The sequence below is a fragment of the Salegentibacter haimaensis genome, from assembly GCF_054121495.1.
Window position 1 is genome coordinate 76,968 of sequence record NZ_JBSYGH010000007.1, and the last position, 24,501, is coordinate 101,468.

Annotated in this window: 26 protein-coding genes; 9 read left to right on the forward strand and 17 right to left on the reverse strand. The window is 41.9% G+C overall.

Going from position 1 to position 24,501, the window contains the following annotated elements:
• Positions 1-21: 21 nt before the first annotated feature.
• The 4 genes from ACW6QP_RS08360 to ACW6QP_RS08375 are packed head-to-tail and all read left to right on the forward strand — an operon-like array spanning position 22 to position 4,940.
• Complete coding sequence (locus ACW6QP_RS08360; protein ID WP_457910413.1) at positions 22-2,838, forward strand: M16 family metallopeptidase; 2,817 nt, start codon at positions 22-24, stop codon at positions 2,836-2,838.
• The gene (locus tag ACW6QP_RS08365) at positions 2,839-3,801 is read left to right on the forward strand and encodes a calcium/sodium antiporter (protein WP_457910414.1); all 963 of its coding nucleotides are present in this window, start codon (positions 2,839-2,841) and stop codon (positions 3,799-3,801) included.
• 8 nt (positions 3,802-3,809) lie between these two features.
• Positions 3,810-4,250 carry a hypothetical protein gene (locus ACW6QP_RS08370; RefSeq protein ID WP_457910415.1) on the forward strand — a complete coding sequence of 147 codons (441 nt, stop codon included), beginning with the start codon at positions 3,810-3,812 and terminating at the stop codon, positions 4,248-4,250.
• 18 nt (positions 4,251-4,268) lie between these two features.
• Positions 4,269-4,940 carry a TVP38/TMEM64 family protein gene (locus ACW6QP_RS08375; protein ID WP_457910416.1) on the forward strand — a complete coding sequence of 224 codons (672 nt, stop codon included), beginning with the start codon at positions 4,269-4,271 and terminating at the stop codon, positions 4,938-4,940.
• 129 nt (positions 4,941-5,069) lie between these two features.
• Here the strand turns inward: ACW6QP_RS08375 and ACW6QP_RS08380 are convergent, their stop codons facing one another.
• Positions 5,070-5,471, reverse strand: a complete 402-nt coding sequence (locus ACW6QP_RS08380) for a hypothetical protein (RefSeq protein ID WP_457910417.1) — start codon at positions 5,469-5,471, stop codon at positions 5,070-5,072.
• A complete protein-coding gene (locus ACW6QP_RS08385) occupies positions 5,468-5,881 on the reverse strand; it encodes a hypothetical protein (RefSeq protein ID WP_457910418.1) in 414 nt (137 codons plus the stop codon). Before ACW6QP_RS08385 ends, ACW6QP_RS08380 begins: the two co-directional genes overlap by 4 nt.
• Positions 5,882-5,959: 78 nt before the next feature.
• On the opposite strand from ACW6QP_RS08385, the gene ACW6QP_RS08390 reads away from it, so the two are divergent.
• The gene (locus ACW6QP_RS08390; RefSeq protein ID WP_457910419.1) at positions 5,960-6,628 is read left to right on the forward strand and encodes a TIGR02117 family protein; all 669 of its coding nucleotides are present in this window, start codon (positions 5,960-5,962) and stop codon (positions 6,626-6,628) included.
• Positions 6,629-6,646: 18 nt separating this feature from the next.
• On the opposite strand, the gene rimO is transcribed toward ACW6QP_RS08390, so the two are convergent.
• On the reverse strand, positions 6,647-7,996 hold the full coding sequence (gene rimO / locus ACW6QP_RS08395) for a 30S ribosomal protein S12 methylthiotransferase RimO (RefSeq protein WP_457910420.1): 1,350 nt from the start codon (positions 7,994-7,996) through the stop codon (positions 6,647-6,649).
• Positions 7,997-8,145: 149 nt separating this feature from the next.
• Here rimO and ACW6QP_RS08400 point away from each other — a divergent pair, with 149 nt between their 5' ends.
• On the forward strand, positions 8,146-9,273 hold the full coding sequence (locus ACW6QP_RS08400) for a DmpA family aminopeptidase (protein ID WP_457910421.1): 1,128 nt from the start codon (positions 8,146-8,148) through the stop codon (positions 9,271-9,273).
• 60 nt (positions 9,274-9,333) lie between these two features.
• On the opposite strand, the gene ACW6QP_RS08405 is transcribed toward ACW6QP_RS08400, so the two are convergent.
• From ACW6QP_RS08405 to ACW6QP_RS08455, 11 genes are all read right to left on the reverse strand, one after another.
• Positions 9,334-10,194 carry an aminotransferase class IV gene (locus ACW6QP_RS08405; protein ID WP_457910422.1) on the reverse strand — a complete coding sequence of 287 codons (861 nt, stop codon included), beginning with the start codon at positions 10,192-10,194 and terminating at the stop codon, positions 9,334-9,336.
• A gap of 15 nt (positions 10,195-10,209) precedes the next feature.
• Complete coding sequence (locus tag ACW6QP_RS08410; RefSeq protein WP_457910423.1) at positions 10,210-10,488, reverse strand: hypothetical protein; 279 nt, start codon at positions 10,486-10,488, stop codon at positions 10,210-10,212.
• Complete coding sequence (locus tag ACW6QP_RS08415) at positions 10,488-12,110, reverse strand: amidase family protein (protein WP_457910424.1); 1,623 nt, start codon at positions 12,108-12,110, stop codon at positions 10,488-10,490. The genes ACW6QP_RS08410 and ACW6QP_RS08415 overlap by 1 nt, the downstream gene beginning before the upstream one ends.
• Before the next feature lie 3 nt (positions 12,111-12,113).
• Positions 12,114-13,067: a signal recognition particle-docking protein FtsY gene (ftsY, locus tag ACW6QP_RS08420; protein WP_457910425.1), complete on the reverse strand. Its 954-nt coding sequence runs from the start codon at positions 13,065-13,067 to the stop codon at positions 12,114-12,116.
• A 134-nt stretch (positions 13,068-13,201) separates the two neighbouring features.
• The gene (locus ACW6QP_RS08425) at positions 13,202-13,354 is read right to left on the reverse strand and encodes a DUF4295 domain-containing protein (protein WP_457910426.1); all 153 of its coding nucleotides are present in this window, start codon (positions 13,352-13,354) and stop codon (positions 13,202-13,204) included.
• Between the two features lie 7 nt (positions 13,355-13,361).
• The gene (rpmG, locus tag ACW6QP_RS08430; protein ID WP_457910427.1) at positions 13,362-13,544 is read right to left on the reverse strand and encodes a 50S ribosomal protein L33; all 183 of its coding nucleotides are present in this window, start codon (positions 13,542-13,544) and stop codon (positions 13,362-13,364) included.
• Between the two features lie 24 nt (positions 13,545-13,568).
• Positions 13,569-13,808, reverse strand: a complete 240-nt coding sequence (rpmB, locus tag ACW6QP_RS08435; RefSeq protein ID WP_457910428.1) for a 50S ribosomal protein L28 — start codon at positions 13,806-13,808, stop codon at positions 13,569-13,571.
• Between the two features lie 264 nt (positions 13,809-14,072).
• Positions 14,073-15,323 (reverse strand): CinA family nicotinamide mononucleotide deamidase-related protein, encoded by a 1,251-nt coding sequence (locus ACW6QP_RS08440; protein ID WP_457910429.1) that lies wholly within the window; start codon positions 15,321-15,323, stop codon positions 14,073-14,075.
• Entirely contained in the window at positions 15,323-15,661 is a 339-nt protein-coding gene (locus tag ACW6QP_RS08445) for an Hpt domain-containing protein (RefSeq protein WP_457910430.1), read from the reverse strand. The genes ACW6QP_RS08440 and ACW6QP_RS08445 overlap by 1 nt, the downstream gene beginning before the upstream one ends.
• A 2-nt stretch (positions 15,662-15,663) precedes the next feature.
• The gene (locus tag ACW6QP_RS08450) at positions 15,664-16,278 is read right to left on the reverse strand and encodes a fumarylacetoacetate hydrolase family protein (protein WP_457910431.1); all 615 of its coding nucleotides are present in this window, start codon (positions 16,276-16,278) and stop codon (positions 15,664-15,666) included.
• Between the two features lie 31 nt (positions 16,279-16,309).
• Positions 16,310-17,086 (reverse strand): exonuclease domain-containing protein, encoded by a 777-nt coding sequence (locus ACW6QP_RS08455; RefSeq protein ID WP_457910432.1) that lies wholly within the window; start codon positions 17,084-17,086, stop codon positions 16,310-16,312.
• A 123-nt stretch (positions 17,087-17,209) separates the two neighbouring features.
• Between ACW6QP_RS08455 and ACW6QP_RS08460 the strand changes: the two genes are divergently transcribed.
• Positions 17,210-17,626, forward strand: a complete 417-nt coding sequence (locus ACW6QP_RS08460) for a BLUF domain-containing protein (RefSeq protein ID WP_457910433.1) — start codon at positions 17,210-17,212, stop codon at positions 17,624-17,626.
• 55 nt (positions 17,627-17,681) lie between these two features.
• Here ACW6QP_RS08460 and ACW6QP_RS08465 read toward each other — a convergent pair whose 3' ends face one another.
• Together ACW6QP_RS08465 and recR are read right to left on the reverse strand one after the other, a co-directional pair.
• Positions 17,682-19,001 (reverse strand): dihydrolipoamide acetyltransferase family protein, encoded by a 1,320-nt coding sequence (locus ACW6QP_RS08465; protein WP_457910434.1) that lies wholly within the window; start codon positions 18,999-19,001, stop codon positions 17,682-17,684.
• A gap of 217 nt (positions 19,002-19,218) precedes the next feature.
• Entirely contained in the window at positions 19,219-19,836 is a 618-nt protein-coding gene (gene recR / locus ACW6QP_RS08470; RefSeq protein WP_457910435.1) for a recombination mediator RecR, read from the reverse strand.
• 92 nt (positions 19,837-19,928) lie between these two features.
• Here recR and ACW6QP_RS08475 point away from each other — a divergent pair, with 92 nt between their 5' ends.
• Positions 19,929-21,374 (forward strand): sodium:solute symporter, encoded by a 1,446-nt coding sequence (locus ACW6QP_RS08475; protein WP_457910436.1) that lies wholly within the window; start codon positions 19,929-19,931, stop codon positions 21,372-21,374.
• Here the strand turns inward: ACW6QP_RS08475 and ACW6QP_RS08480 are convergent.
• Positions 21,345-21,707: a CoA-binding protein gene (locus ACW6QP_RS08480; protein ID WP_457910437.1), complete on the reverse strand. Its 363-nt coding sequence runs from the start codon at positions 21,705-21,707 to the stop codon at positions 21,345-21,347. The genes ACW6QP_RS08475 and ACW6QP_RS08480 overlap by 30 nt on opposite strands.
• A gap of 420 nt (positions 21,708-22,127) precedes the next feature.
• On the opposite strand from ACW6QP_RS08480, the gene ACW6QP_RS08485 reads away from it, so the two are divergent.
• Positions 22,128-24,485 carry a TonB-dependent receptor domain-containing protein gene (locus tag ACW6QP_RS08485; protein WP_457910438.1) on the forward strand — a complete coding sequence of 786 codons (2,358 nt, stop codon included), beginning with the start codon at positions 22,128-22,130 and terminating at the stop codon, positions 24,483-24,485.
• Positions 24,486-24,501 lie beyond the last annotated feature (16 nt).

Genomic DNA, 24,501 nt, shown 5'->3' on the forward strand with positions numbered 1-24,501 from the left:
GGTACATAAAATTATACCTTGATGAATTTTAAGCATTACCTCTTCCTTTTTTTATCTGTATTAAGTTTTCAAATTGGTTCTGCCCAGAATGCCAATACCTTCAATGTAGATTTTGAAAGTTTCAACCTGGAAAACGGATTAAATGTTATTTTCCATATCGACAAATCTGATCCTGTGGTCGCGGTAGCTCTTACCGCTCACGTAGGATCTGCCCGGGAAAAAGAAGGCCGTACAGGCTTTGCTCACCTGTTTGAACATTTGCTTTTCCTGGAGTCTGAAAATCTTGGCAAAGGCGGTCTTGATAAATTAAGTGCGCGAATTGGAGGTTCGGGAGCCAATGGATCTACCAGCCGTGACCGTACTAATTACTTTCAAACCGTGCCCAACGATGCCCTGGAAAAAATGATCTGGGCCGAGGCCGATAAACTCGGTTTTTTTATCAATACCGTAACCGAACCCGTTCTGGCCAAGGAGAAACAGGTGGTAAAAAACGAAAAACGCCAGAGCGTGGATAACCGCCCTTACGGGCATACCCAATATGTGATCGATAAAAACCTGTATCCTGAGGGACATCCCTATAGCTGGCAGGTAATTGGTTCGCTAGAAGATCTTCAGAATGCAACTTTGGAAGATGTAAAGGAATTTTACAATAATTATTATGTCCCAAACAATGTGACCCTCACCATTGCCGGCGATTTTGATAAAGAACAGGCCCGGGAGTGGGTGCAAAAATACTTTGGAGAAATCCCCAGGGGTCCTGAAGTTGCCAGAATGCCAAAGCAACCTGCAAAGCTTTCTTCGACCAAAAAACTTTATTATGAGGATAATTTTGCCAAATTACCCGAACTCACTCTTACCTGGCCCAGCGTGTATTCTTACCACGAAGACAGTTATGCCCTGGAAATTCTTAGCCAGTATCTAAGCGAAGGAAAAAATGCGCCCCTGTATAAAAAACTGGTAGAAGAACTGCAATTAACCGATGGAGCCCGAATGTATAATTATGCTTCAGAGCTTGCGGGTCAAACTATGCTTCGGGTTCGTGCCTATGACGGGAAGGACCTGGATTCGGTTTTAATAGGAATTCAGCAGGTATTTGAGGACTTCAGCAAAAATGGAATTTCAGAAAAAGATTTAAAACGCATTAAAGCCGGCCAGGAAACCCGGTTCTATAACAGTCTCTCCAGCGTGCTGGGAAAAGGTTTTCAACTGGCACAATATGAGATTTTCGCAGGAGATCCAAATTACATCAATAAGGAGGTAGATAAGATTCTTGCGGTTACTGCAGAAGATGTGCTGCGGGTTTTTAACAAATACCTGTATAATAAAAATTATGTTGCTACCTCATTTGTTCCTAAATCTCAGTCGCAGTTAGCCCTTGAAAACTCAACTCTGGCTGAAGTGGTAGAAGAAAAAATTGTTGCAGGTGCAGAAGATGAAGTAGATCCCAATGCCAACGCGAATTATGAGCGAACGCCCTCAAGTTTTGACCGAAGCAGCGAACCCCCGTACCACGGTACTCCACAGCTTAATATCCCTGAAATTTGGGAAAGCAGAATGCCTAGCGGACTGGAAGTTCTGGGAATCACCAATACTGAAGTTCCCCTTGTGAAATTCAGCCTGGAAATTGAAGGCGGGATGCTGTTGGAAGAAGCTTCAAAAATTGGAGTATCGAATATGCTGGCCGGCCTTATGACCAAAGGCACCAAAAACCGAACCCCGGCCGAGCTGGAAGAGGCAATCGAGTTGTTGGGAGCCGAGATCAACTTCAGGGCTTCAGATGAAAAACTGATGCTTCAGGGAAGTACCCTTGCAAAGAATTTTAAGGAAACTATGGCCCTGGTGCAGGAAATATTGCTGGAGCCCCGCTGGGATGAAGAGGAATTCAGATTGATAAAACAGCAGGTTTTAAGCAGAATTCAACAGCAGGAAGCCGACCCCAACAGCATTGCCGACAATGAATTTAAAAAACTGATTTATGGTGAAAATCATATACTCTCCAATAACAACCTGGGCACAAGGGAAAGCGTTCAAAATATAAGTTTAAACGACCTAAAGAATTATTATCGTTTTAATTTCTCTCCCCAGGTGGCCAGTTTTCTGGTTGCAGGGGCTATTGAAAAAGATGAAACGCTATCAGCCCTTAGAGCTCTTTCGGCCAACTGGCCGCCAAAGTCGGTTCAAATTCCGGAAATCTCCAGGCCAGAGGCCCCCAACCAAACCAAAATTTACTTTTACGATGTGCCGGGCGCAAAACAGTCGGTTTTTCGTTTCGGAAGCCCGGCCCTAAGAGCCACCGATGAGGATTTCTACCTGGCCGAAGTGATGAATTACCGGCTTGGTGGCGGTGGTTTTGCCTCGCAGCTCACCCAGGAACTGCGTGAAGCCAAGGGTTATACCTATAATGCCGGTTCCAGGTTTAGCGGCGGGAAATACCAGGGAATTTTTCATATTTCCACCCCGGTGCGCAGCAATATCACTTTAGAAGCTGCCGTCCTGGTGAAAGAAATTATTGAAAACTATCCCGAGGAATTCAATCAGGAAGATATAGAGGTCACCCGCAGTTTTATGATCAAGAGCAACGCCAGGCGCTTTGAGACCTTAAATTCGAAGTTAGATATGCTTAGCGATATCAGTAATTACGATTTAGAATATGACTATATCAATAAGCGCAAGGCCCAGGTGAACGAACTCGACATTTTAAAAGTGCAGGGGCTTGCAAGAAAATATATCAATCCTGAAAAAATGTACTTCCTTATCGTAGGCGATGCCGAAACCCAATTGGAACGACTTGAAGATTTAGGCCTGGGCTCACCGGTTTTACTTAATCCTGAAGAATAAATGCTTTTAGCTTCTATTTTACTTGCTGCCGGCTTGTTACTGCTCATTTTCGGGGCCAATTATATGGTAAGCGGAGCTTCGGCCCTGGCCCGTAAATACGGGATTTCAGATTTGGCCATTGGTCTCACTATTGTAGCCTTTGGCACCTCGGCTCCCGAATTGGTGGTAAATGGCGTGGCGGCCTGGGAAGGCTATGCCGATATCGTCTTCGGAAATGTGATTGGCAGCAACAACTTCAACCTGTTCATCATTCTGGGAATTACGGGTTTAATTAGCCCGTTAGCGGTACAATCCAGCACGGCCTGGAAAGAGATTCCAATTTCTCTTATTGCTGCAATTATAGTATTTATGCTGGTAAATGATTCGGTGATTTTTACTGAAGCTAATAATCTGCTAAGTCGGCTGGATGGAAGTTTGCTGCTGCTGGGATTTTTTGCCTTTCTGTTTTATGTCTATAAACAACTAAAAACCGAAGTTCCTGAAGCCGATGAAATTCATATTCAAATGGGTGGAATGAAGATTTCGCTATTTATTATCGGTGGCCTTGCAGGCCTGGTTATCGGCGGGAATCTGGTGGTAAATAATGCCGTAGAACTGGCCCGCATTTTTGGAATGAGTGAGAAAATCATAGGACTTACCATAGTAGCCGCCGGCACCTCCTTGCCCGAACTGGCAACCTCGGTGGTAGCAGCCGTAAAAAAGAATGCCAATATAGCTGTAGGAAATATCGTAGGAAGTAATATCTTTAATCTGCTATTGATTTTATCGGTTGCGGCTTTTATTCGGCCAATTGGCTTCAATGAAAGTTTTAATACCGACCTATATGTGCTGGGTGCAGGTACTTTATTCCTGTTGCTGGCCATGTTCACCGGAAAAAGAAAAAAATTAGATCGCTGGGAGGCTGCGGTATTACTGCTCGCCTATTTAGCTTACACGGGCTATCTGGTTAGTCTGGAACTTTAAAAATTGCTATGAAAAGAATTTTACCTGCCTTACTGGCACTGGCTCTTATGGGCTGTGAGAATGAAGCTGAGAAAGAGAAAATACGTCTCGAAATAGACAGCCTTAATTCTACGGTTAATGAATTAAAGATTGAGAATGACAGCCTGGAGAAAGAATTGCGCTTATTAGAAAGCCGCGGACCTGTAAATTTTCCTGAGGAATTCGATTCGATTCAAAATCCCGAAGAATTTATTGTAAACACGCTTAAAGAAAGCCCCGAGCTTATTGCCGAGGAGCCCGTACTTGGCGGCAAGATGTATTTTACCGATGTTCGCATTCTAAACGACCGTTTGCTTTGGGCGCAATATGAAGACGGGCACATTCAGGGGGAAGCGATTTTTAGCTATCGTTTAAAAAGCAACAACCAAATGGCTTACCGGTTTATCGCAAAATTACCTGAAGAAAATTAGAAAAATTAAAACCCTGTTTTGAAGAAAATATCCTATTCGCTTACTGCGCTACTTGTACTTGGCCTGATCCTTAGTTATTTTTTCTATGCTCCGTTTGGAGATTTTATTGACGAAACCTGGCAGGTATTGATGAGTAATGATGAACAGAGAATACAGGCATATTTTAAAGACTTCGGATTTTGGGGACCACTGGCTATAGTAGGCCTTTTAATCCTACAAATCTTCCTGGTGGTTTTTCCCAGTTGGCTGCCTATGATCGTGGCGGTTTTAGCTTATGGTTTTATTGGGGGAGTTGCTATTTCGGTGGTTGGGGTGGCGCTTTCTTCCAGTTTAGGTTATTTAATAGGAAAACTGCTGGGTGAAGATAACCTGGAAAAGGTATTGGGAAAAAAGAAGAATAAAAAGGTGAATAAAATGGTAGAGGAATATGGCTTTTGGGCTGTGGCGCTCTTCCGGGTGTCTCCATTTTTATCGAACGATGCTATTAGTATCATCGCCGGGATGCTCACAATGGGCTATCGAAAATTCATTTTTGCTACCTTAACCGGAATTGTACCCCTTGCACTGGCCATAGGCTATTTTGCCGAAGACACCGAAACTCTCAAAACCGGACTCTACTGGATAGGCGGTGCGGGACTGCTGTTGTATGGGGTATACATTTACATAGACCGGAAAAAGAAAAAAAACTGAAGTTAAACGAGGTTAGAAGTACGAGGTTAGAAGTACGAAGTTGGAAGTACGGGGTTAGAAATATGAAGGTAGAAGTACGAAGGTAGAAATTCAGAAATTTAAAAGGAATATTTTTAAGCTTTCACCGGATTAATTCTGGATTTTGTTTTTTAGAGTTTTAATATCCGTTTTACTGTATCCCTTTAGATTTACTGCAGAACCCGGTACCCCCCTGGCCTTTATAATAAAATGATTTTTAGAAATACTTTTATGAGTTATCTCTCCTAAAGGGTAAACAATTTGCTTTTTGAATAACGGAGATACTATTACCTCTTTTTCATTCCAAATTATATACTCTTTAGCCTTCTTTCGTTTTCTGAAAAACTCAATAAGATAGAGAATACCTGATAAACAAAATCCAATCCCTAAAATCAAATTTGTTCTATCACCATGATTTATCAGCAGGTATGTAATTCCCATCCCCAACCATACTAATCCAAAAATCAGATTCTGGTTTTTTATGTAAAACGGCAAATCCTTTTCTACTTTCATATTATTATATCAGGAAATTTATCTTTCAGGTCTAATTGTAATTTTCGCTTATCTTCTTCTGAATATTGTTTTAGCTCAACCATAATTCCTGCTGCGGCACCAGATTTTATGGTGAGATCGGTTTTTGAAACACCAAGGGCGTCGATTTTTCCTTTGGGATATTCAAGAATTTCGTTGTGAAGTTGTTTAATGATAATCTTGTTCTCATCCCAGGCGATATATTCATCGGTTTTGTTTCGGTTGAAGTACCCAAAAATAAAGTAGGCCAGGCCAAAGCCACCATAACCAAAGCCAAGAAAGTTCCTGTTTTCGAAAAGAATAATCACGAGTCCGCTTACCAGCCAGAACCCACCAAAAATATAATGGTGATGCTTTCGGTAAAAATTGGAGGGTTTTGAAATTCTTTGCATAATTTACTTCAGGGAATCTAACGAACTGGTGAATTACCGGAAGAAATTTAAGAATAAAATTTAACCTATCTTTTATTTATGAAGTTTCTGCTGAAGCTGCTTGCCGGGATAATATTTCTGCCGCCAATTATTTATGGGCTGGCCAGCCTGGTGGGTGCTCTCATTCCGGTTAATTCAAATTTCACAGAAACCCGGGATGGAATAGAAATTTTTATTCAGGTTAGAGGCACGCATACCGACCTGGTACTGCCTTACCAAAATGAGATTATGGATTGGAGTAGAATCGTTTCTACCAGCCACACCAAAGCTTCCGAAGATAACATTCAATACATCAGCTTCGGTTGGGGCGACCTGGAATTTTACCGAACTACCCCACAATGGGAAGACCTCAGCCTAAAAACCGCATTTCGCTCTTTATTTCTGAAAACTCCTGCGGCCCTGCACCTTGAATTCTGGAAAAATCTCCCACCGGCCCGTGAAAGCATTCGTCTGAAACTTGATGAATCTCAATATAAGAGGCTTGTAGCGTATATTAAAAATGATTTTCAGAAGGATGAAAATGGTGAAATTCAGCCAATTCCAGATTTGCATTACCACAGCCGGGATGCCTTTTACCCGGCCAAAGGTTCGCTAAGCTTATTTAAAACCTGTAATACCTGGGCTAATTCTGCCCTTCGAACCGCGGGAATAAGAAGCTGTCTTTGGACAGCTTTTCCGCAGGGAATCATCTACCAGGTTAGAAATTAGAAGTTAGAAAGACGAAGTTTAAATCGATTTTACTTTAAGCTCCTTCCTGGCCGGTTTTGGAGCAGCCTCGATAGGTTCGGCATATAAATCGAAATCGGCGGCATCGGTGATCCTCACCTCATAGAATTCCCCGGTTTTCAGGTAAATTTCGGTAGCATCTATAAGTACTTCATTATCTACATCGGGCGAATCGAATTCGGTACGACCAATAAAATAATTACCTTCCTTACGATCTATCACCACCTTAAAGATTTTTCCGATTTTCTGCTGATTCAGTTCCCAGGAAATCTGGCTCTGAATTTCCATAATCTCATTCGCTCTCTCCTGCTTTACCTCCTGCGGCACATCGTCTTCCAGGTTATAAGCGTGGGTATTTTCTTCGTGAGAGTAAGTAAAACAACCCAAACGCTCAAAACGCATCTCTTTCACCCATTCTTTGAGCTCCTGGAAATGTGCTTCAGTCTCACCCGGATAGCCTACAATAAGCGTGGTTCGAATCGTCATTTCAGGAACAATTTTTCTGAAGTTCTTTAATAGAGCCGTAGTTTTCTCATGGGTAGTACCGCGACGCATAGACTTGAGCAAATCGGTAGAAATATGCTGCAGCGGAATATCGATATAATTGCAAACTTTTGGCTCGCGTTTCATCACTTCCAACACATCCATAGGGAATCCGGTAGGAAAAGCATAGTGCAAACGAATCCACTCGATGCCTTCTACCTTTACCAGGTTTTCGAGCAATTCAGCTAGATTGCGTTTTTTGTAAAGATCAAGCCCATAGTAGGTAAGATCCTGGGCGATTAGAATAAGTTCCTTTACCCCGTTTTTTGCCAGATTTTGAGCCTCTTTTACCAAAGCCTCGATGGGTGTCGATTTATGACCACCACGCATTAGCGGGATGGCACAAAAGGAACAGGGCCTGTCGCAGCCTTCAGCAATTTTAAGGTAAGCATAATTTTTTGGGGTGGTGGTGAGTCGTTCACCTAAAAGTTCGTGCTTATAATCGGCCTCCAGAGCTTTCAGCAAATTTGGAAGTTCGGTAGTTCCAAAATAATCGTCTACATCGGGAATTTCTTTCTGAAGATCGGGCTTGTAACGCTCACTTAAACAGCCGGTCACAAAAACCTTATCTACATCACCATCCTGCTTTTGCTTCACAAACTCCAAAATGGTGTTTACAGATTCTTCCTTGGCGTTATCTATGAATCCGCAGGTATTAATCACCACAATATTCCCGTCCTGTTCGTGCACCACCTCCTTTTGGTTAGCGCGCAACTGCCCCATTAGCACTTCGCTGTCGTAAACATTCTTACTACAGCCAAGGGTTACTACGTTGATTCGATTTTTCTTTAAGGACTTCGTTCTCATACCATTCTGATTTTTTTGCTTTGCTGAAAGCGGCTGCAAAGATACGATCTATAATGAGAACTTGAGCTATTTCCTTCGGAATGCTGAAATGTACTACGAGCAGCAGAGTTACGCGGAATTTGTATATTTTAAAATTCAAAAATACTCAGATGAAGAAACTCTATTTTCTATGCGTGCTATTTAGTATTTCTATTCACCTTCAGGCTCAGCAACGAGTTCGTGACCTGGATATAGAAATCGGAGTAATGGCTCCCGGGGCTCAGAATTCGATTACCGATGTAAAAGGAGTAAAAGTGGGTCACACTACTTTGAAGAAGGGAGATTCAGTAAATACCGGGGCCACCGCTATTCTGGCTCACGGAGGCAATATTTTTCAGCAGAAAGTCCCGGCTGCGATCTATGTGGGAAATGGCTTCGGAAAACTGGCTGGCAGCACGCAGGTGAATGAACTGGGAAATCTGGAAACTCCAATTATTCTAACCAATACATTGAGCGTAGCCACCGCTATGAATGCAGTGATCGATTATACGCTGAACTTGCCTGGCAACGAAGGTGTGGCCTCGGTAAATGCTCTGGTTGGTGAAACCAACGACGGGTTCCTTAATGACATTAGAGGGCGATATTTATCGGAAGCCGATGTACTGGAAGCCATAAACTCGGCTTCTGAAACTGAGGTTGGCGAAGGAAATATTGGTGCCGGCACAGGCACCGTCGCTTTTGGTTACAAGGGAGGCCTAGGCACCTCTTCCAGAAAACTTCCCGAAAATATGGGTGGTTATACCATAGGGGTCCTGGTACAAAGCAATTTTGGCGGAGTTTTGCAGATCGCAGGAGTTCCAGTTGGCAAGAAATTCCAACAATTCAGCTTTAGCGATAAACTACTCAATAATACCGATGGCTCCTGTATGATCGTGGTGGCAACCGATGCCCCACTGGACCATAGAAATTTGGAACGCCTTGCCAAACGGGCTTTTTTGGGAATAGCCAAAACCGGCGGAATAGTTTCTAACGGAAGCGGAGATTACGTGATCGCATTTTCAACTGCTGAAAAACTGCGTATCCCTTACCGAACAAAAGAAGACCTTCAGAAAACAGAGATTGTACCCAACGACCTGATGTCGCCCCTGTTTATGGCAGCCATAGAAGCCACCGAAGAAGCAATTCTAAACTCTATGTTTATGGCCGAATCCACACGGGGTTACCGGGGAACCATAGATGCTTTACCGATGGAAAAAGTACTGGAGGTGTTGAGGGAGTTTGGCGTTTTACGCGAATAAGTTTTAGAGTGTCAAGTTAGGCCGGGGTTTAAACCGGGGGATGATTTTTTTCTATTCCTCTCACCCCCTTGTCTCCTCTATAAACAGCTGTTGCAACTTATGGGTGATGCCTATATTTTTTGCCAGGTATAGTCTGCGATCTTTTTGAGTTATCGAATTTATGGGAATGATTTGGGTGGTAGTGCCGGTTACAAAAATCTCATCTACTTCAACCAGTTCATCGATATGCACCGCCTTTTCAATAAGTTTAATTTTTAATTTTTCACAAAGTTTGATGACTACCTTACGGGTAATGCCCGATAGAATTTCAGGTCCTTCAGGATGGGTGTAAAGATTTCCATTTTTTACAAAAAAAATACTGGTGTGGGAACCCTCGGTAAAGTACCCGTTTCGGGTTAAAAGCATCTCATTAAAACCGGCCGAAATTGCTGCTTCATTGGCCATAGAATTGGCGAGCAGGGAAATCGATTTAATATCGCATCTATGCCAGCGCTTATCTTCGGTAACCGCTGCTTCCCAGCTTTTTTTCTCAAATGCTTCCAGGCTTACCGGGAATATATATAAAAGCAGGTTAGGTTTTGAAACCTCAGGATAATAATGTGTCCTGGGGGCCACTCCACGCGTTATTTGAATATAAACCGCCGCATCAGATTGACCAAGCCCGGCTCTTTCCAAAGCTTCAAATATTACAGGCTCAAGAGAAAAAGGATTAAAGTCGATTTGAATTTCATTCAAGCAATACTGCAGGCGCTGCAGATGCTCTTGAAGTTTAAATGCCTTGCCCTCATAAAAAGGAGCTACCTCATAAATCCCATCTCCCAACATAAATCCGCGATCGAATACCGAAACCTTAGCTTCTTCAGGCTTTAGCCAGGAACCATTTAGGTAGACTTCTTCAGGATAGGATTTATTTGGTTTCAAAATTTACGAATTATATTAATTGGCAAAATAATTTTCCAGGGCGATCATCCAGTCCTGTTCAAAGTATCTTACCGTACTAATCACGATTACCCCGGCAATTACATAGGCCCAGTAATACCTGTTATTTTTTAGCATCCAACCTCCTAATATAGCAAATACGATATACGGTAGCGCGAGAATAAGATTGGCTGAAACCATAAAACCTCTAAAGGCGGCTACAAGCTTCATCACCACGTAAAAAAGGCTGTAAAAAAATATGATTTTCGAGATTAATACCAGGTATCTTTCTTTCATTAGTCCAGATAATTTTCGGGCGATTTTCTTCTTTTGGTGGCCTGTTCATAGGCTGCGGCCCAGTTAAGCAAATCCCGCTCTTTAAAAGGCCCTGAGATTATAGTTAATCCCCGTGGAGCCTTTTCTTCAGTATATCCCATAGGAACGGTGATGGCAGGATAATGAGCCACTGCGGCGAAACCTGCGTGATAATTATTTATTGAAAGTACCGCATCCAGTTTATGCTTTTCCATAGGTACATCAAAAAATTGCTTTCCGTTTCTTCTTAGCGTATCCTTTATCGCGGCAAATTCTTCTTCGGAAGCAGAATCCTGTACAATCCCTTCAAAAAGCGCCTGCCCGTAAGGCATCCTTGCTGAATCTTCATAATTATATTTCACCACATCCTCAACCGATTTCATTCCGGTTTGGCCATTGTATTTGTTGAAATAATCGGGTAGGTCTTTTTTCATATCCAGGTTTAATAACCTGATGAAATTTGGAAGGTCTATCTCCTCGGCTTCAAATTCAATTATGGTAGCTCCCGCTTTTTTCAAATCAGCAAGCGCCCGCACATAAAGGCTGTCTTCCATAAGGCCTTTTATGGCACCCAGGCGTACCCCCTCCAGATTCTGAATTATATTATAATTGGTTTGTAAATCGCCGGGTTGAAATTCTGAAGCAGAATCTGCAGCATCTTTCCCGGTCATAGCCGATAATAAAATAGCATTATCAATTACGTTTTTCGTCATTGGCCCCGGCGTATCAAGAGTACCCGAAATTGGCACAATTCCCGAACGGCTTAACAAGCCTATGCTGGGTTTCATTCCTACCAATGAATTTTGAGAGGACGGTGATAAAATAGAACCCGAAGTTTCAGATCCTACCGCTACCGGTGCAAGATTAGCCGCAACGGCTACCGCACTTCCCGAACTGGAACCCCCGGTATCGAAAATCTTTCTGCCATAAGGATTGAGCGTTTGCCCGCCAATAGCCGAGTAACCGCTGGGGCAATCGCCACAAAAGAAATAGGCCCATTCGCTTAGATTAGCCTTGCCCAAAATAAGCGCCCCGTTTTCTTTTAGCCTTTCAACGATAAAGGCATCTTCGGTTTGGTTGTTTTTGAGCACTGCAGCCCCTGCCGTGGTAAACATCCCGGCAGTATTGATGTTGTCTTTTAAGAGCACAGGGATCCCGAAAATCTCGTGTTTTTTATCTCCATTTTTAAAAGCAGCATCTTTCTCCCTGGCTTCCTCAAGCAGGTTCGGATTCAAAGAAATTACTGAATTCAAGGAAAGCTCATTTTCACGGTCGTATTGCTGAATGCGAAAAAGATAAAACAGCGAGAGTTCTTCATAAGTCAAATCTCCGGCTTCAACAGATTTCTGAATTTCGGGTATGCTTTTGTCAAAAATAAGGGGTTTGATTTCCTCATACCTTTCAGTACTAAAAGCTTCTAATTCAGCTTCAAAAGGCGCCATAATTTCATCGGCGGTAATAAACTCTGAATCCAGCACTTTATATTCCCGCTCTTCAAGAGCCTGTATACTGTCTGTTATGGTTTCGGCCTGCTCTTTTTCCGAAGAGGAATTTCCGCAGGAAAATAGAAATAAAACTAAAAGGAAAAGTAAGGCTGCTCGCATAGATTACTTTTTAAAGAAAGAGTCTACAAATTCATATTTATTGAAAACCTGCAAATCTTCTACTCCTTCTCCCACTCCAATATATTTCACAGGAATTTTAAATTGATCGCTAATACCAATTACCACCCCGCCTTTTGCGGTACCATCGAGTTTGGTCACGGCCAGCGAGGTCACCTCTGTAGCCGCGGTGAATTGTTTAGCCTGCTCAAAAGCATTTTGACCCGTAGAACCATCTAAAACCAAAAGCACCTCGTGTGGCGCATCTGGAATTACCTTTTGCATTACCCGCTTCACCTTGGTTAATTCATTCATCAAATTCACCTTATTATGCAGTCGTCCCGCGGTATCGATAAGCACTACATCGGCGTCCTGTTTTACGGCGCTTTGCACGGTATCAAAAGCTACCGATGCAGGGTCGCTGCCCATTTTCTGTTTTACTATGGGAACATCGGTGCGATCGGCCCAAATTTGAAGTTGATCTATGGCAGCCGCTCTAAAGGTATCGGCAGCACCCAGAACCACTTTTTTGCCCGAGGCTTTAAACTGGTTGGCCAGCTTTCCGATGGTGGTGGTTTTCCCAACCCCGTTTACCCCAACTACCATAATCACGTAAGGTTTTACATCGGGTAACTGAATTTGAGAAGCCTCTCCGGTATTGGTTTCAGAAAGCAAACCGGCGATTTCTTCGCGCAAGATTTCATTAAGCTCGGCGGTACCCAGGTATTTGTCGCGGGCAACCCGTTCTTCAATTCGGTTAATGATTTTAATCGTGGTGGCCACTCCTACATCGCTGCTCACCAAAACATCTTCCAGGTCGTCTAAAACCTCATCGTCTACCTTAGACTTTCCGGCCACAGCCTTACTCATTTTAGACATAAAATTGGACTTGGATTTCTCCAATCCCTTATCCAGGTTTTCCTTTTTTTCCTTGCTGAAGAACTTCTTAAATAAACTCATTTTCTGGTAGGTTTAAAATCACAAAAATTCCGAAAAGACCAGCTTTCCGAAATCTGTGCGTAAATATACATAAAAAGAAAAAGCCGCTCCGGGAAATGGGACGGCTCTCTGCATGTTTTCGTTTGAGAACTTTCTTAGTTCTTTTTAAGGAAGTCGTTTACGTCTTCCGGAGCCATAATTGCTTCAACAAAAGTATAGGCACCGGTCTTTGGTGATTTTACCATTTTTATCGCTTTGGTCAATCGCTTAGACCCTGTTTGTATAGATGCTACTGATTTCTTTGCCATGACTCAATTATTTTATCTCTTTGTGAACCGTCATTTTTTTAAGAACAGGGTTGAATTTTTTCAACTCCATTCTATCCGGTGTATTCTTTTTATTCTTGGTGGTAATATATCTTGAAGTTCCTGGTTTACCAGACTCCTTGTGCTCTGTACATTCTAAGATTACCTGTACTCTGTTGCCTTTCTTTGCCATAATATAATGTTTTTATGCCTCGGATTATTTTTTGTAGAATCCTTTCTCCCTTGCTTCTTTCATCACAGCAGAGATACCTTTCTTGTTAATATCTTTAAGGGCAGAAGTTGAAACCTTCAAGGTTACCCATCTGTCTTCCTCAGGAATGAAAAAACGTTTTTTCACCAAATTCGCATTGAATTTACGCTTGGTTTTGTTCATTGCGTGAGAAACATTGTTCCCAACCATCGCTTTTTTTCCTGTAAGTTCACAAACTCTTGACATTGCTCTATTCTTTAAACTCGTTATTTCAAAACAGGCTGCAAATTAACGATTTTTTCACCTAATAACCAACAGCTTTGGAAAAATATTTTTTGCTTCGGAAAAATTTTCTGCCAAAGCTTTTTATAAAGCCCGGGCTTAGTGTTTTCCCTGCTTTTCTCAAATTTCTACAGAATCCTCCAACCCGCTGAAAATCTATTAATTAAAAAAACTTAATCCAATTTTAAGTTACGGGACGGCAATTTTATCAATTTCAGCTTAAAAAAATCACTTCTTGCTGTTTACTTCAGCAAAAATAAGTTCTAAACTTTTGTGAATGGCTTTTCCTATTACTTTATCCCGGTGATTTCCAAAAACAAACTTTCTGGAAAACACAGAAGTAGGGGTTGCAATTCCAATATAAACGGTTCCTATTTCGGCCTCACTATCTCCCTTGGATGGGCCGGCATTTCCCGTGGTGGAGAGACCATAATCGCTATGAAAGATCTCTTTGACGTTTTTCGCCATTGCCTCGGCAACCTCGGCACTTACCACGCTGTGTTTTTCGATAATTTCAGCAGGAATTTTTAAAATTTCCTCCTTGGCTTTGGTGGCATAACTTACCACGCTCCCCTTAAAATACACCGAAGCTCCCGGAGGCGCCGCAAATAGTTTAGCTATTCCCCCGCCGGTACAACTCTCGGCAGTGGCGATACTTTGCCCCCTGGCCGATAGCATCCTACCTACCAAAAGTTCTACCGGCTCATCTTCTTCCTGGCCAACAATGATGTCGCCAATAATCTCATGAAGACCGGTTACCAAACCTTCTAAAGTATTAAGCAGATGCTCTTTATTTTCACCGGTAGCCGTTAACCTTAAGCGAACTTTACCAAAATTGGGTAAATAGGCCAAAGTCACATAATCGGGTAAAGAATCTTCAAAATCTTCGATTTTATCGGCAAGGGCACTTTCGCCCAGGCCATAGGTCACCACGGTTTTATGTAAAATGAACGGAAATTTAAATTTTTGCTGCAATCTCGGCAACACCTCTTCATCCATCAAAGCCTTCATTTCAAAAGGAATTCCGGGCAGGGAAATATATACCACTCCTTCCTTTTCAAACCACATTCCCGGAGCCGTGCCGTATTTATTGAATAAAATTTCAGCTTTTGAAGGTATCTCGGCCTGTTCCCTGTTCAATTTGGAAATTGGTACTTCCGAATATTTTTTGAAAAGCTGTTCTATATGAGCATACACCTCTTCATTTTCTACCATTTTATCATCAAAAAATTCGCAAAGACTCAATTTAGTGACATCGTCGCGGGTAGGTCCCAACCCACCGGTTATAATCACGTTTTGATTGGTCTCCCCTGCCGAGGCCAATGCATTTAAAATCGCATTGCGCTCATCGGCAATACTGCTCATTCGGGTGATATTCACCCCAATTTTATTCAGCCTTTTTGCGATTTCTCCTGAATTGGTATCGGTTACCTGCCCAATCAAAATCTCATCGCCAATGCAAATAATCTCGGCCTTCATTACAATTCGAAATCTCTTTTTAAAGCTATAGAAGCCACCTGGACTTTCTTGGTAATTTTGGCAGCGGCATCGGGAACTTCTTCCTGTTTCTCCCCTTCTTTTGCCCAGGCTTCGATCACTTTTATTTGATCCATAAGTTCAAGACCAAAAAGCTGCAAATTTGGTTTCATTTTATGAGCATATTGATAAGCCAGTCCCGGATTGTTATTCTCAATGGCATCGTTCATCGCCTCAACATCGGGTGGAATTTCCTCCAAAAATGTTTGTACTACCACCTTGAGAAAATCCTCATCCCCGGCGGCCATTTCTTCAACTTCGCTTAAATTATAATTGCTCATATTTATTTTATTGATATTGAAAATATTTCCTTGTCTTCTATAAAACCTGTAAGCCGGTCATTGGGCGCTACCGGCCCCACCCCGGCAGGCGTCCCGGTAAAAATGATATCGCCTATTTTTAAGGTGAAAAATTGAGATACATATGAAATTAACTCGTCTATTTTCCAAAGCATATACGAGGTGTTGCCTTGTTGCACAGTTTCTTCATTCTTCTGCAACTTAAAGTTAAGATTATTAAGGTCTGAAACCGAGTTTTTAGCCAACCATTTTTCGCCTATTACCGCGGCCCCGTCAAAAGACTTGGCTTTTTCCCAGGGCAGTCCTTTTTCCTTTAATTTCTTCTGAAGATCCCGGGCCGTAAAATCTATACCTAATCCTATAAAATCATAGTATTTATGGGCAAATTTAGGCTGAATGTATTTCCCCAGTTTTTTGATCTTCACTAAAACCTCAACCTCATAATGCACATCGCTTGAAAAATCTGGAATAAAAAAGGGCTGCTTTTTTAACAAAATCGAGGTATCGGGTTTCATAAAGATCACAGGATCTTCGGGACGTTCATTTTCAAGTTCCGAGATATGATCGGCGTAATTTCTTCCTATGCAAATAATTTTCATAAGCCAGTAATGGGAAGTAAGAGAATTTCCTCTATTTGAGTTTGGTGTTTAACTTTCGAAGTTTAATGGCAGTTAGTACCCTTTTGGTGTAATTCGGGAAATCTGAATTCTGGATCCAGCCATAGTAGCCCGGCTCCTCGTCTAGTATATCTGAAACGATTCGGCCTTTAAATTTTCCGAAGGCAAAGATTTCCTCTCCTTTTTTATTGAAGGCAATAAAGCCGGCAAAGTCGGCAAAGCGTTTTCTGGCTGAATAATCGGCCAGAAACTTCACATCGTTTTCCAGGTCGGGATATTTATCGAGTTGAGATTTAAGCACCTCGTAAGTCGCCGTGGTATCTGCTTCAGCCGAGTGTGCATTGTCAAGATCTTTTCCGCAGTAAAATTTATAGGCCGCCGAAAGCGTGCGTTGCTCTTTTTTGTGAAAAATCGTTTGTACATCTACCGCGCGAACCTTGCTTAAATCGAAATCTATGCCTACTCTTAAAAGTTCTTCGACCAACAAGGGTATATCAAAACGATTGGAATTATAGCCTCCCAAATCACAGCCTTTAATCATTTCGTAAATTTCATTAGACAGCTCTGCAAAGGTGGGTTCATTGGCCACTTTTTCATCTGAAATCCCGTGAATTTCAACCACTTCTTTCGGGATAGGCATTTCAGGATTTACCAGCCAGCTTCGGGATTCCCGGTTTCCATTGGGATAGACTTTTAAAATTGCAATTTCTACAATGCGATCTTTTACCAGGTTGGTCCCGGTGGTTTCCAGGTCGAAAAAACAAATGGGTTTGCTTAGATTTAATTCCATATCAGGGCTGAAAATTTTGAACAAATATAGTATAAAATGGGCCTTTGAAAGTTTTAGACACGGCCGAAAACCCAATATAATCAAAGCTTTTTAATATCTTTGAAATACTAACCAGTTTTTACCGTGCCATATTATATATCTTACGTTAGCCGGCAGGCATATAATTTATCAGATAAAGATCTTCAAACATTATTAACCCGAAGCCGGATAAGAAATGAAAAAGCCGGGATAACCGGAATGCTTATTCTTTACGAAGGCTTATTTATACAGTATTTTGAAGGCGAACAAAAACTGGTGAGAAGGCTGTTTGAGAAAATTCTAAAAGACCCCAGGCACGAATCGGTTTTTGAACTCGACTCTGGGGAGCAGCCTCAACGCTTATTTTCAGACTGGTCTATGGCTTTCGATATTTTAGAATCCAATAAAGCCGAAGAAATTCTCGGCTACAAAGTGCTGCATAAAGACCAGGTATTTCTTACTGATGAAAATAAAAACAATCCGGCTTTAGAATTACTCCAGGCTTACGTAAATCAATTATAAAAAAACCGCGAGCTGAAAGGCTCACGGTTTACTATGTTTCGATAATTGGAATGTTTTAAACTTCCCTGTCTACATTGAAATTTTCAAGATATTGTGCTACTCGCTGTACAAACTGCCCGCCAAGCGCACCATTTACTACACGATGATCATAGCTGTGAGACAGGAACATCTTATGTCGAATTCCTATAAAGTCTCCATCGGGGGTTTCGATAACTGCCGGCACCTTTCTAATGGCTCCCAATGCAAGAATTCCTACCTGCGGCTGATTGATAATAGGGGTGCCCATTATACTTCCAAAGGTTCCAACGTTGGTTACGGTATAAGTCCCTCCCTGAATTTCATCGGGTTTTAGCTTGTTTACACGAGCACGGCTCGCAAGGTCGTTCACCGCTTTTGCCATACCTACCAGGTTAAGCCTGTCCGCATTTTTAATTACGGGCACAATCAGATTTCCGTCGGGCAAGGCTGCGGCCATCCCCAGGTTGATGTTTTTCTTCTTAATGATCTTATCGCCCTGAACCGAAATATTGATCATTGGGAAATCTCTTATGGCTTTGGCCACGGCTTCCATAAAGATTGGAGTGAAGGTAAGCTTCTCCCCTTCTCTCTTCTGAAATTCGTTTTTATGTTTATTTCTCCAATTCCAGATTTTGGTAACATCTACCTCGATAAACGACTGCACGTGAGCCGAGGTTTGCACGCTGTCTACCATATGATGGGCGATCATTTTACCCATTCGGGACATTTCGATGATCTCATCTTCGCCGCTGGCTACTACAGTTTCACTTTGTTGCGAAGCTTTAGCCATTTTAGAAGTATCGGCTGCAGGAGCTGTAGCCTGTTTTGGCTGGGCTTTTTGTGCACCGCGGTTTTCTACATAGGCCAAAATATCATTTTTGGTCACCCGCCCGTCTTTGCCCGAACCTTCGATTTGCTCAAGCTCTTCCAGCGATATATTTTCCTCTTTGGCAATGTTTTTTACCAGCGGAGAATAGAACCTTTCGCTATCAGAAAAGTCGGCACTCCCGGCCGTTTGTTTGGCAGTTTCAACATCAGCTTCCAGAGATTCGGCAGAAGTTTCTTCTTCAGTTAAATCCAGATCAAGATCATCGCTTCCATTCGAACTTACTTCGGCTTCGGTTTCTATGATGGCAATAGTTTGCCCCACCTGCACCACATCATCTACCTCAAAAAGTTTTTCAACCAATTTTCCTTCAACCTCGCTGGGCACTTCACTATCTACCTTATCGGTTGCAATCTCCAGTACTGGCTCATCGGCATCGATGGTTTCTCCAACCTCTTTCAGCCAATTGGTAATGGTTGCCTCGGCAACACTTTCTCCCATTTTGGGTAACTTAAGTTCAAATTTTGCCATATCTATATTAGAAAGCTGTCTTTTTGGTTTGTATTTGCGAATTTATCAAAAATACTGTTTCAGAATATTAAAAAATCAATAAAGTTGATTTTTACTGAATTTTATTCGGAATAAATTCCCGGTTCGTCTTTGGGTAAAATTACAATTTCCATTGCTGAAACTAAATTTTTCAGCGGTTTTTTCAGCTGAAGCGGCTTCAGGAGTGAAAAAATAAAGATTAACCTTTTAAAGAATTTTCGAACGGCACTCTATTGGTAATACTGCGGCCCAGGGTAAGCTCATCGGCATATTCGAGTTCGTCACCCACCGAAATTCCGCGGGCAATGGCCGAGGTTTTGATCTGAATTCCTTCCAATTGCTTGAAAATGTAAAAATTGGTGGTATCTCCTTCTAAGGTGCTGCTTAGAGCAAAAATGATCTCCTCTACCTTTCCTGCCTTTACCTTTTCTACCAAAGGCTGAATATTAAGCTGCGAAGGCCCTATGCCATCTATCGGACTTATCTTCCCGCCCAGCACGTGGTAATGACCCCGGTACTGGCCTGTATTTTCGATGGCCATCACATCCCGAATATCTTCTACCACACAAACCGTAGCCGCATCCCGGGCGGGATTGGCACAAATATCACAAAGCTGGGTATCGCTAATATTATAGCAATTGCTGCAAAGTTTAATTTCTGTACGAAGTTTGGTTAGGGCGGTAGCCAACTCAAGAGTTTGGGTTTCGGGCTGCCTAAGCAAATGAAGCACCAGTCTAAGAGCTGTGCGCTTACCGATTCCCGGCAATTGAGAGACCTCATCTACGGCCTGCTCGAGTAATTTTGAAGAAAAATCCATAGCACAAAGTTAAGGATTCAGCGATGAATTTAATTCTCACGGGCTTAAGTTTAAGCTTAATTTGTAAATTCGGCAGCTCATAAGAAGTAATTATGCAGCCTTACCAGATTTTATTGCTTATCGCCGCGTATTTTGGCGTTTTATTTCTCATTTCCTTTTTTTCCAGCCGTGCAGGCAGCAATGCTGAATTCTTCAGAGCCAACCGGCAATCGCCCTGGTATATAGTAGCCTTCGGGATGATTGGCGCCTCCCTTAGCGGGGTAACCTTTATCTCCCTGCCCGGCACGGTAGAAACCGATAGTTTCAGCTATTTCCAGGTGGTTCTGGGATATACCGTGGGTTATGCGGTAATTGGCCTGGTACTGCTCCCGCTTTACTACCGGCTTAACCTAACCTCGATCTACACCTATCTGGAATCCCGCTTCGGAAGATATTCCTATAAAACCGGCGCCTCATTTTTCCTGCTTTCGAGAGTAGTAGGCTCGAGTTTCAGGCTTTTTTTGGTAGCTAATGTGCTTCAGCTCATTCTTTTCGATGGTTTGGGAATTCCGTATTATATAACGGTTACTGCAACCATTTTTCTTATTTGGCTCTATACCTTCCGCAGCGGAATTAAAACTGTGGTCTGGACCGACACCCTCCAAACCCTCTTTATGCTCCTTGCCCTGGGGGTAAGCCTGGTGGTGTTGGCCGATGAGCTGGGAGTACCTGCTTCCGGATTTTTTGGTTATATAGCTGACACCGGCTCCTCCCAGATTTTCTTTTTTGAAGACTGGAAAAGCAGTCAGCACTTTTTTAAACAATTTATTAGCGGGGCTTTTATTGCCATTGTAATGACCGGACTGGACCAGGATATGATGCAGAAAAATCTTACCTGTCGCAACCTGGAAGAAGCACAAAAAAATATGTTTTCGTTCACTATCGTTCTTACCATTGTGAATATGATGTTTTTGATCTTAGGGGTTTTGCTTACCCAGTATGCCGATCTAAACAGCATCGATGCTATTAAAGATGATCTTTTCCCCGCGATCGCCACCAGTGGCGATTTGGGTTATGGGGTAGCGATTTTGTTTATCCTGGGTCTTATTGCCGCAGCCTATTCCAGCGCCGATGGCACCTTAACTGCGCTTACAACTTCGTTTAGCATAGATATTCTCGAAATCGAAAAAAAATATACCGAGGCAAAACAGGTACGGGTTAGAAAACTTATTCATATTGCGATCTCCATTCTGCTCATCATCGTGATGATGCTGTTTAAATATGCCATTGCCGATAAGAGCGTGATCAATAAACTTTTTGAATTTGCCGGCTACACCTATGGCCCACTTTTGGGACTCTATAGTTTTGGATTATTTAGCAAATGGCAGATAAAAGATAAATGGGTGCCCCTAATCGCGATTTTATCTCCGGTAATGTCTTATTTAATAAGCACCAACAGCCTTGAATGGTTCGGATTCGAATTTGGATTTTTTATACTTATCCTCAACGGATTTCTAACTTACCTGGGCTTAATATTGATTCGTCGCCAACATAATTAAGGTGCAGGCAACTTCTACCTCTATCCCGCTTTTTTCCAATAGGTCAAAGAATTCAGGATTTTCGGTGCCGGGATTAAAGATTACGCGGTTTGGAGCCAACGAAAGTATATAATCATAATACTCCTGCTGCCTCGGTGGGCTAAGATAAAGCGTCACAGTATCTATATTCTGAAATGCTAATTTCTCGGTGACAATTTCTACTCCTTCTACCTCGCCCTTTCGCAGCCCAATGGCCAGGGTAGGTTGTTTATAACTAACAAGTCGTTTAATCGCCATATTAGAATAGCGTGCGGGATTTAGTGAAGCTCCCAAAACCAGGGTTTTCTTTTTCATAATTTCAAAGATAAAAAGATTTATCAAGCTGTAACAAAGCTACGGCAGAGCGGTCATTGAATTAGAAACCCTAAGTCCCGTTGCACTTTTGTGATGGTTAGTGTGTTCAGGGGAATCTGGGTTAAATCCGCAGCCTTAAAAAAGTTGCGGATTTTTTTTCTTTAGACTGTAACAAAAGTTTTTTTGAGCCGTCTATTATATAAACACCAAAGAAATTTGGTCTTTTTTTGCAGAATCTATTAGGTAATACAAAGTACGTTTTATTGCCAATAGAAATTATTTTTTCAATTACTGCAACTATTTAAAATTTCGAAGGTCTTTAAGGCAGGCCAACACATCAAATTTCGAATAGCTGCATTTATTAATTATGTATAACAAGGTATTTTTTTAAGCATACTAATCATCAAAATCAATCAAAAAATGAAACAGTTATTTTTTATCATCGCAGCTTTTTTCTGTTTACAACAGGCAACAGCAAATGAACCTTTGGGAGAAATTTCGGGTCTTGTAATCGATGTAGATTTACAGGAACCTATCCCCTACGCCACCATCGTAGTTAAAGATGCCCAGGGAAATATGGTTTCGGGAAATACTACCGATGGAGAAGGAAATTTTAAGATCGAAAAACTGGAACAGGGTAACTACACCTTCCAGGTGCAGTTTATGGGCTATAAGACCTACAGCCAGGAAATTTCTATCACCTCCTCTAAATCGAACATTAACCTTGGTACCATACCCCTAGAATTAGAGGTGGCCCACCTTGATGGAGTTACCGTAGTGGCCGAGCGCACTACCATTGAGCAGCGCATAGATCGCAGGGTAATTAATGTTGGGAAAGATCTCACCACCACCGGCGCGAGCGCTTCAGAAATAATGAATAACATCCCTTCTGTAAATGTAGACCAGGAAGGCAATATAAGCCTTCGCGGAAACAGCAATGTGCGAATTTTAATAGATGGCCGTCCAACCAATATGGATCCCGCCCAGGTGTTGCAACAAATCCCTTCTACTTCTATTAAAAGTATTGAATTGATCACCAATCCTTCAGCAAAATACAACCCTGAAGGAATGAGCGGAATCATAAACATCGTATTGCATAAAAATGCCAATAACGGCTTCAACGGCAACCTAAATGCCGGGATCACCCAGGGAGAAAACACCAGGTATAATTCGGCTTTAGACCTTAATTATCGCCAGGGAAAATTTAATTTCTTCGGAAATTTTGGCGCTCAGTGGGGGCCAAGATTTAATGAAGGGCAGATCTATTTGACCGAAGAGAATTACCGCCAGGAATTTAGAATTGACAACCGCAGGGAATCGCTGAACTTGAAACTTGGAGTAGACTTTTTTCTGAATGACAGAAACACCCTGTCTTTTTACACCAATCAAAACCATTTTGATGGTGGGCCTTTGGGTGCCATTCGCATCCTCTACCCAGATTCTCCTGAGTTAAATCTAACCCAGGGACTGGATCTGAATTTTAAAAACCTTAATGAGACCTACAATTTCGCCTTCGATCATAAATTTAAAAAAGAAGGGGCTAAACTTTTATTCGAAATAGATTATAACAAGTTCGATGAGGATGAAAATTCGAGGTTTAGTTTCAGCGGAAATTCAGGCGATTTTTCTGATTACCGGGATTTTGTAAATGAAAAACGGGAAAATGTAACCGCAAACCTGGATGTTGAAAATCCCGTAGGTGAAAACGGAAAACTCGAATTTGGAGCTGAGGCAAGAATCCTAAAAACCGACGATTTTTTCAATTCTACCAGCGAAATGTTTGATGCCACAACCTATAATTACAACAGGGATATTTATTCCTTATATTCTACTTACGGGCAAAATTTTGAAAAATGGTCGTATCAGTTAGGGGCTAGATTGGAGAGTTTTAAGGTAGATGCGATCTTTAATGGAGAAAATATCTTTTCTGATGATTATATCACGCTTTACCCTTCGGGATTTGTTAATTACAATCCCGATGAAAAAAACACTTATCAGTTAAGCTATAGCCGAAGAGTTGATCGCCCTGGTTTCTCGCAGGTAAACCCTATTCGCGAGGTAAGCAGCCCGAGGTTAACCATTTTTGGAAACCCTGAATTGATGCCTCAATTCACAAATTCGGTAGAATTGAATTATACCCGAAAACTGGAAAAAAAGGGAAGTATTAATGCAGGAGTATTTTTCAGAAATATCAACGATGAAATTAGCCAGGTCTTTATCGAGGATCCCGAAACTCCGGGCAGTGTAATTCTAAGTTTCCAAAACCTGGCCGATAACAATGCTTATGGATTGGAGCTTTCCTCTAACTACAAATTCACTGATTGGTGGAGCACCAATACCAGTTTTGAGGTTTACAGCCAGGAATTAAGAGGTGCCGTGGGTACAGAATATTTGGAAATAGACAACACTGCCTACACCTTTAGAAGCAGCCATAATTTTAAAGCCGGTGAAAGACTTAGTTTTCAGTTATTCGGTTTCTATCGCAGCAAGGCAAGAAATCTACAAATGGATATGGAACCTATGTATTTTATGAATATGGGAGCGCGCTACTCCTTTTGGGATAATAAAGCAAGCCTGAGTCTTAATTTCAATGATGTTTTCGATACACAGGAATTTCAATTCATCAATGGTAGACCTATGCCACAGGAGGGACGCTTTAAGGGAGAAACTCAAAACCTTTATCTGGGTTTTTCCTATAGATTTGGCGGTGGTAAATCAAAAAGTTTACAGCGCAAACAGCGCGAAGATAACGAAGCCCAGGGCGGCGGCGTATTTTAAAGAGTTTTTCAGTTTA

What these genes read in the sequence shown, in the direction of transcription:
- ACW6QP_RS08360 (WP_457910413.1), top strand. Translation starts at nt 22, where the DNA reads ATGAATTTTAAGCATTACCTCTTCCTTTTTTTATCTGTATTAAGTTTT.
- ACW6QP_RS08365 (WP_457910414.1), top strand. Translation starts at nt 2,839, where the DNA reads ATGCTTTTAGCTTCTATTTTACTTGCTGCCGGCTTGTTACTGCTCATT.
- ACW6QP_RS08370 (WP_457910415.1), top strand. Translation starts at nt 3,810, where the DNA reads ATGAAAAGAATTTTACCTGCCTTACTGGCACTGGCTCTTATGGGCTGT.
- ACW6QP_RS08380 (WP_457910417.1), bottom strand. Translation starts at nt 5,471, where the DNA reads ATGAAAGTAGAAAAGGATTTGCCGTTTTACATAAAAAACCAGAATCTG.
- ACW6QP_RS08385 (WP_457910418.1), bottom strand. Translation starts at nt 5,881, where the DNA reads ATGCAAAGAATTTCAAAACCCTCCAATTTTTACCGAAAGCATCACCAT.
- ACW6QP_RS08390 (WP_457910419.1), top strand. Translation starts at nt 5,960, where the DNA reads ATGAAGTTTCTGCTGAAGCTGCTTGCCGGGATAATATTTCTGCCGCCA.
- rimO (WP_457910420.1), bottom strand. Translation starts at nt 7,996, where the DNA reads ATGAGAACGAAGTCCTTAAAGAAAAATCGAATCAACGTAGTAACCCTT.
- ACW6QP_RS08400 (WP_457910421.1), top strand. Translation starts at nt 8,146, where the DNA reads ATGAAGAAACTCTATTTTCTATGCGTGCTATTTAGTATTTCTATTCAC.
- ACW6QP_RS08410 (WP_457910423.1), bottom strand. Translation starts at nt 10,488, where the DNA reads ATGAAAGAAAGATACCTGGTATTAATCTCGAAAATCATATTTTTTTAC.
- ACW6QP_RS08415 (WP_457910424.1), bottom strand. Translation starts at nt 12,110, where the DNA reads ATGCGAGCAGCCTTACTTTTCCTTTTAGTTTTATTTCTATTTTCCTGC.
- ftsY (WP_457910425.1), bottom strand. Translation starts at nt 13,067, where the DNA reads ATGAGTTTATTTAAGAAGTTCTTCAGCAAGGAAAAAAAGGAAAACCTG.
- ACW6QP_RS08425 (WP_457910426.1), bottom strand. Translation starts at nt 13,354, where the DNA reads ATGGCAAAGAAATCAGTAGCATCTATACAAACAGGGTCTAAGCGATTG.
- rpmG (WP_457910427.1), bottom strand. Translation starts at nt 13,544, where the DNA reads ATGGCAAAGAAAGGCAACAGAGTACAGGTAATCTTAGAATGTACAGAG.
- rpmB (WP_457910428.1), bottom strand. Translation starts at nt 13,808, where the DNA reads ATGTCAAGAGTTTGTGAACTTACAGGAAAAAAAGCGATGGTTGGGAAC.
- ACW6QP_RS08440 (WP_457910429.1), bottom strand. Translation starts at nt 15,323, where the DNA reads ATGAAGGCCGAGATTATTTGCATTGGCGATGAGATTTTGATTGGGCAG.
- ACW6QP_RS08445 (WP_457910430.1), bottom strand. Translation starts at nt 15,661, where the DNA reads ATGAGCAATTATAATTTAAGCGAAGTTGAAGAAATGGCCGCCGGGGAT.
- ACW6QP_RS08450 (WP_457910431.1), bottom strand. Translation starts at nt 16,278, where the DNA reads ATGAAAATTATTTGCATAGGAAGAAATTACGCCGATCATATCTCGGAA.
- ACW6QP_RS08455 (WP_457910432.1), bottom strand. Translation starts at nt 17,086, where the DNA reads ATGGAATTAAATCTAAGCAAACCCATTTGTTTTTTCGACCTGGAAACC.
- ACW6QP_RS08465 (WP_457910434.1), bottom strand. Translation starts at nt 19,001, where the DNA reads ATGGCAAAATTTGAACTTAAGTTACCCAAAATGGGAGAAAGTGTTGCC.
- recR (WP_457910435.1), bottom strand. Translation starts at nt 19,836, where the DNA reads ATGGATTTTTCTTCAAAATTACTCGAGCAGGCCGTAGATGAGGTCTCT.
- ACW6QP_RS08475 (WP_457910436.1), top strand. Translation starts at nt 19,929, where the DNA reads ATGCAGCCTTACCAGATTTTATTGCTTATCGCCGCGTATTTTGGCGTT.
- ACW6QP_RS08480 (WP_457910437.1), bottom strand. Translation starts at nt 21,707, where the DNA reads ATGAAAAAGAAAACCCTGGTTTTGGGAGCTTCACTAAATCCCGCACGC.
- ACW6QP_RS08485 (WP_457910438.1), top strand. Translation starts at nt 22,128, where the DNA reads ATGAAACAGTTATTTTTTATCATCGCAGCTTTTTTCTGTTTACAACAG.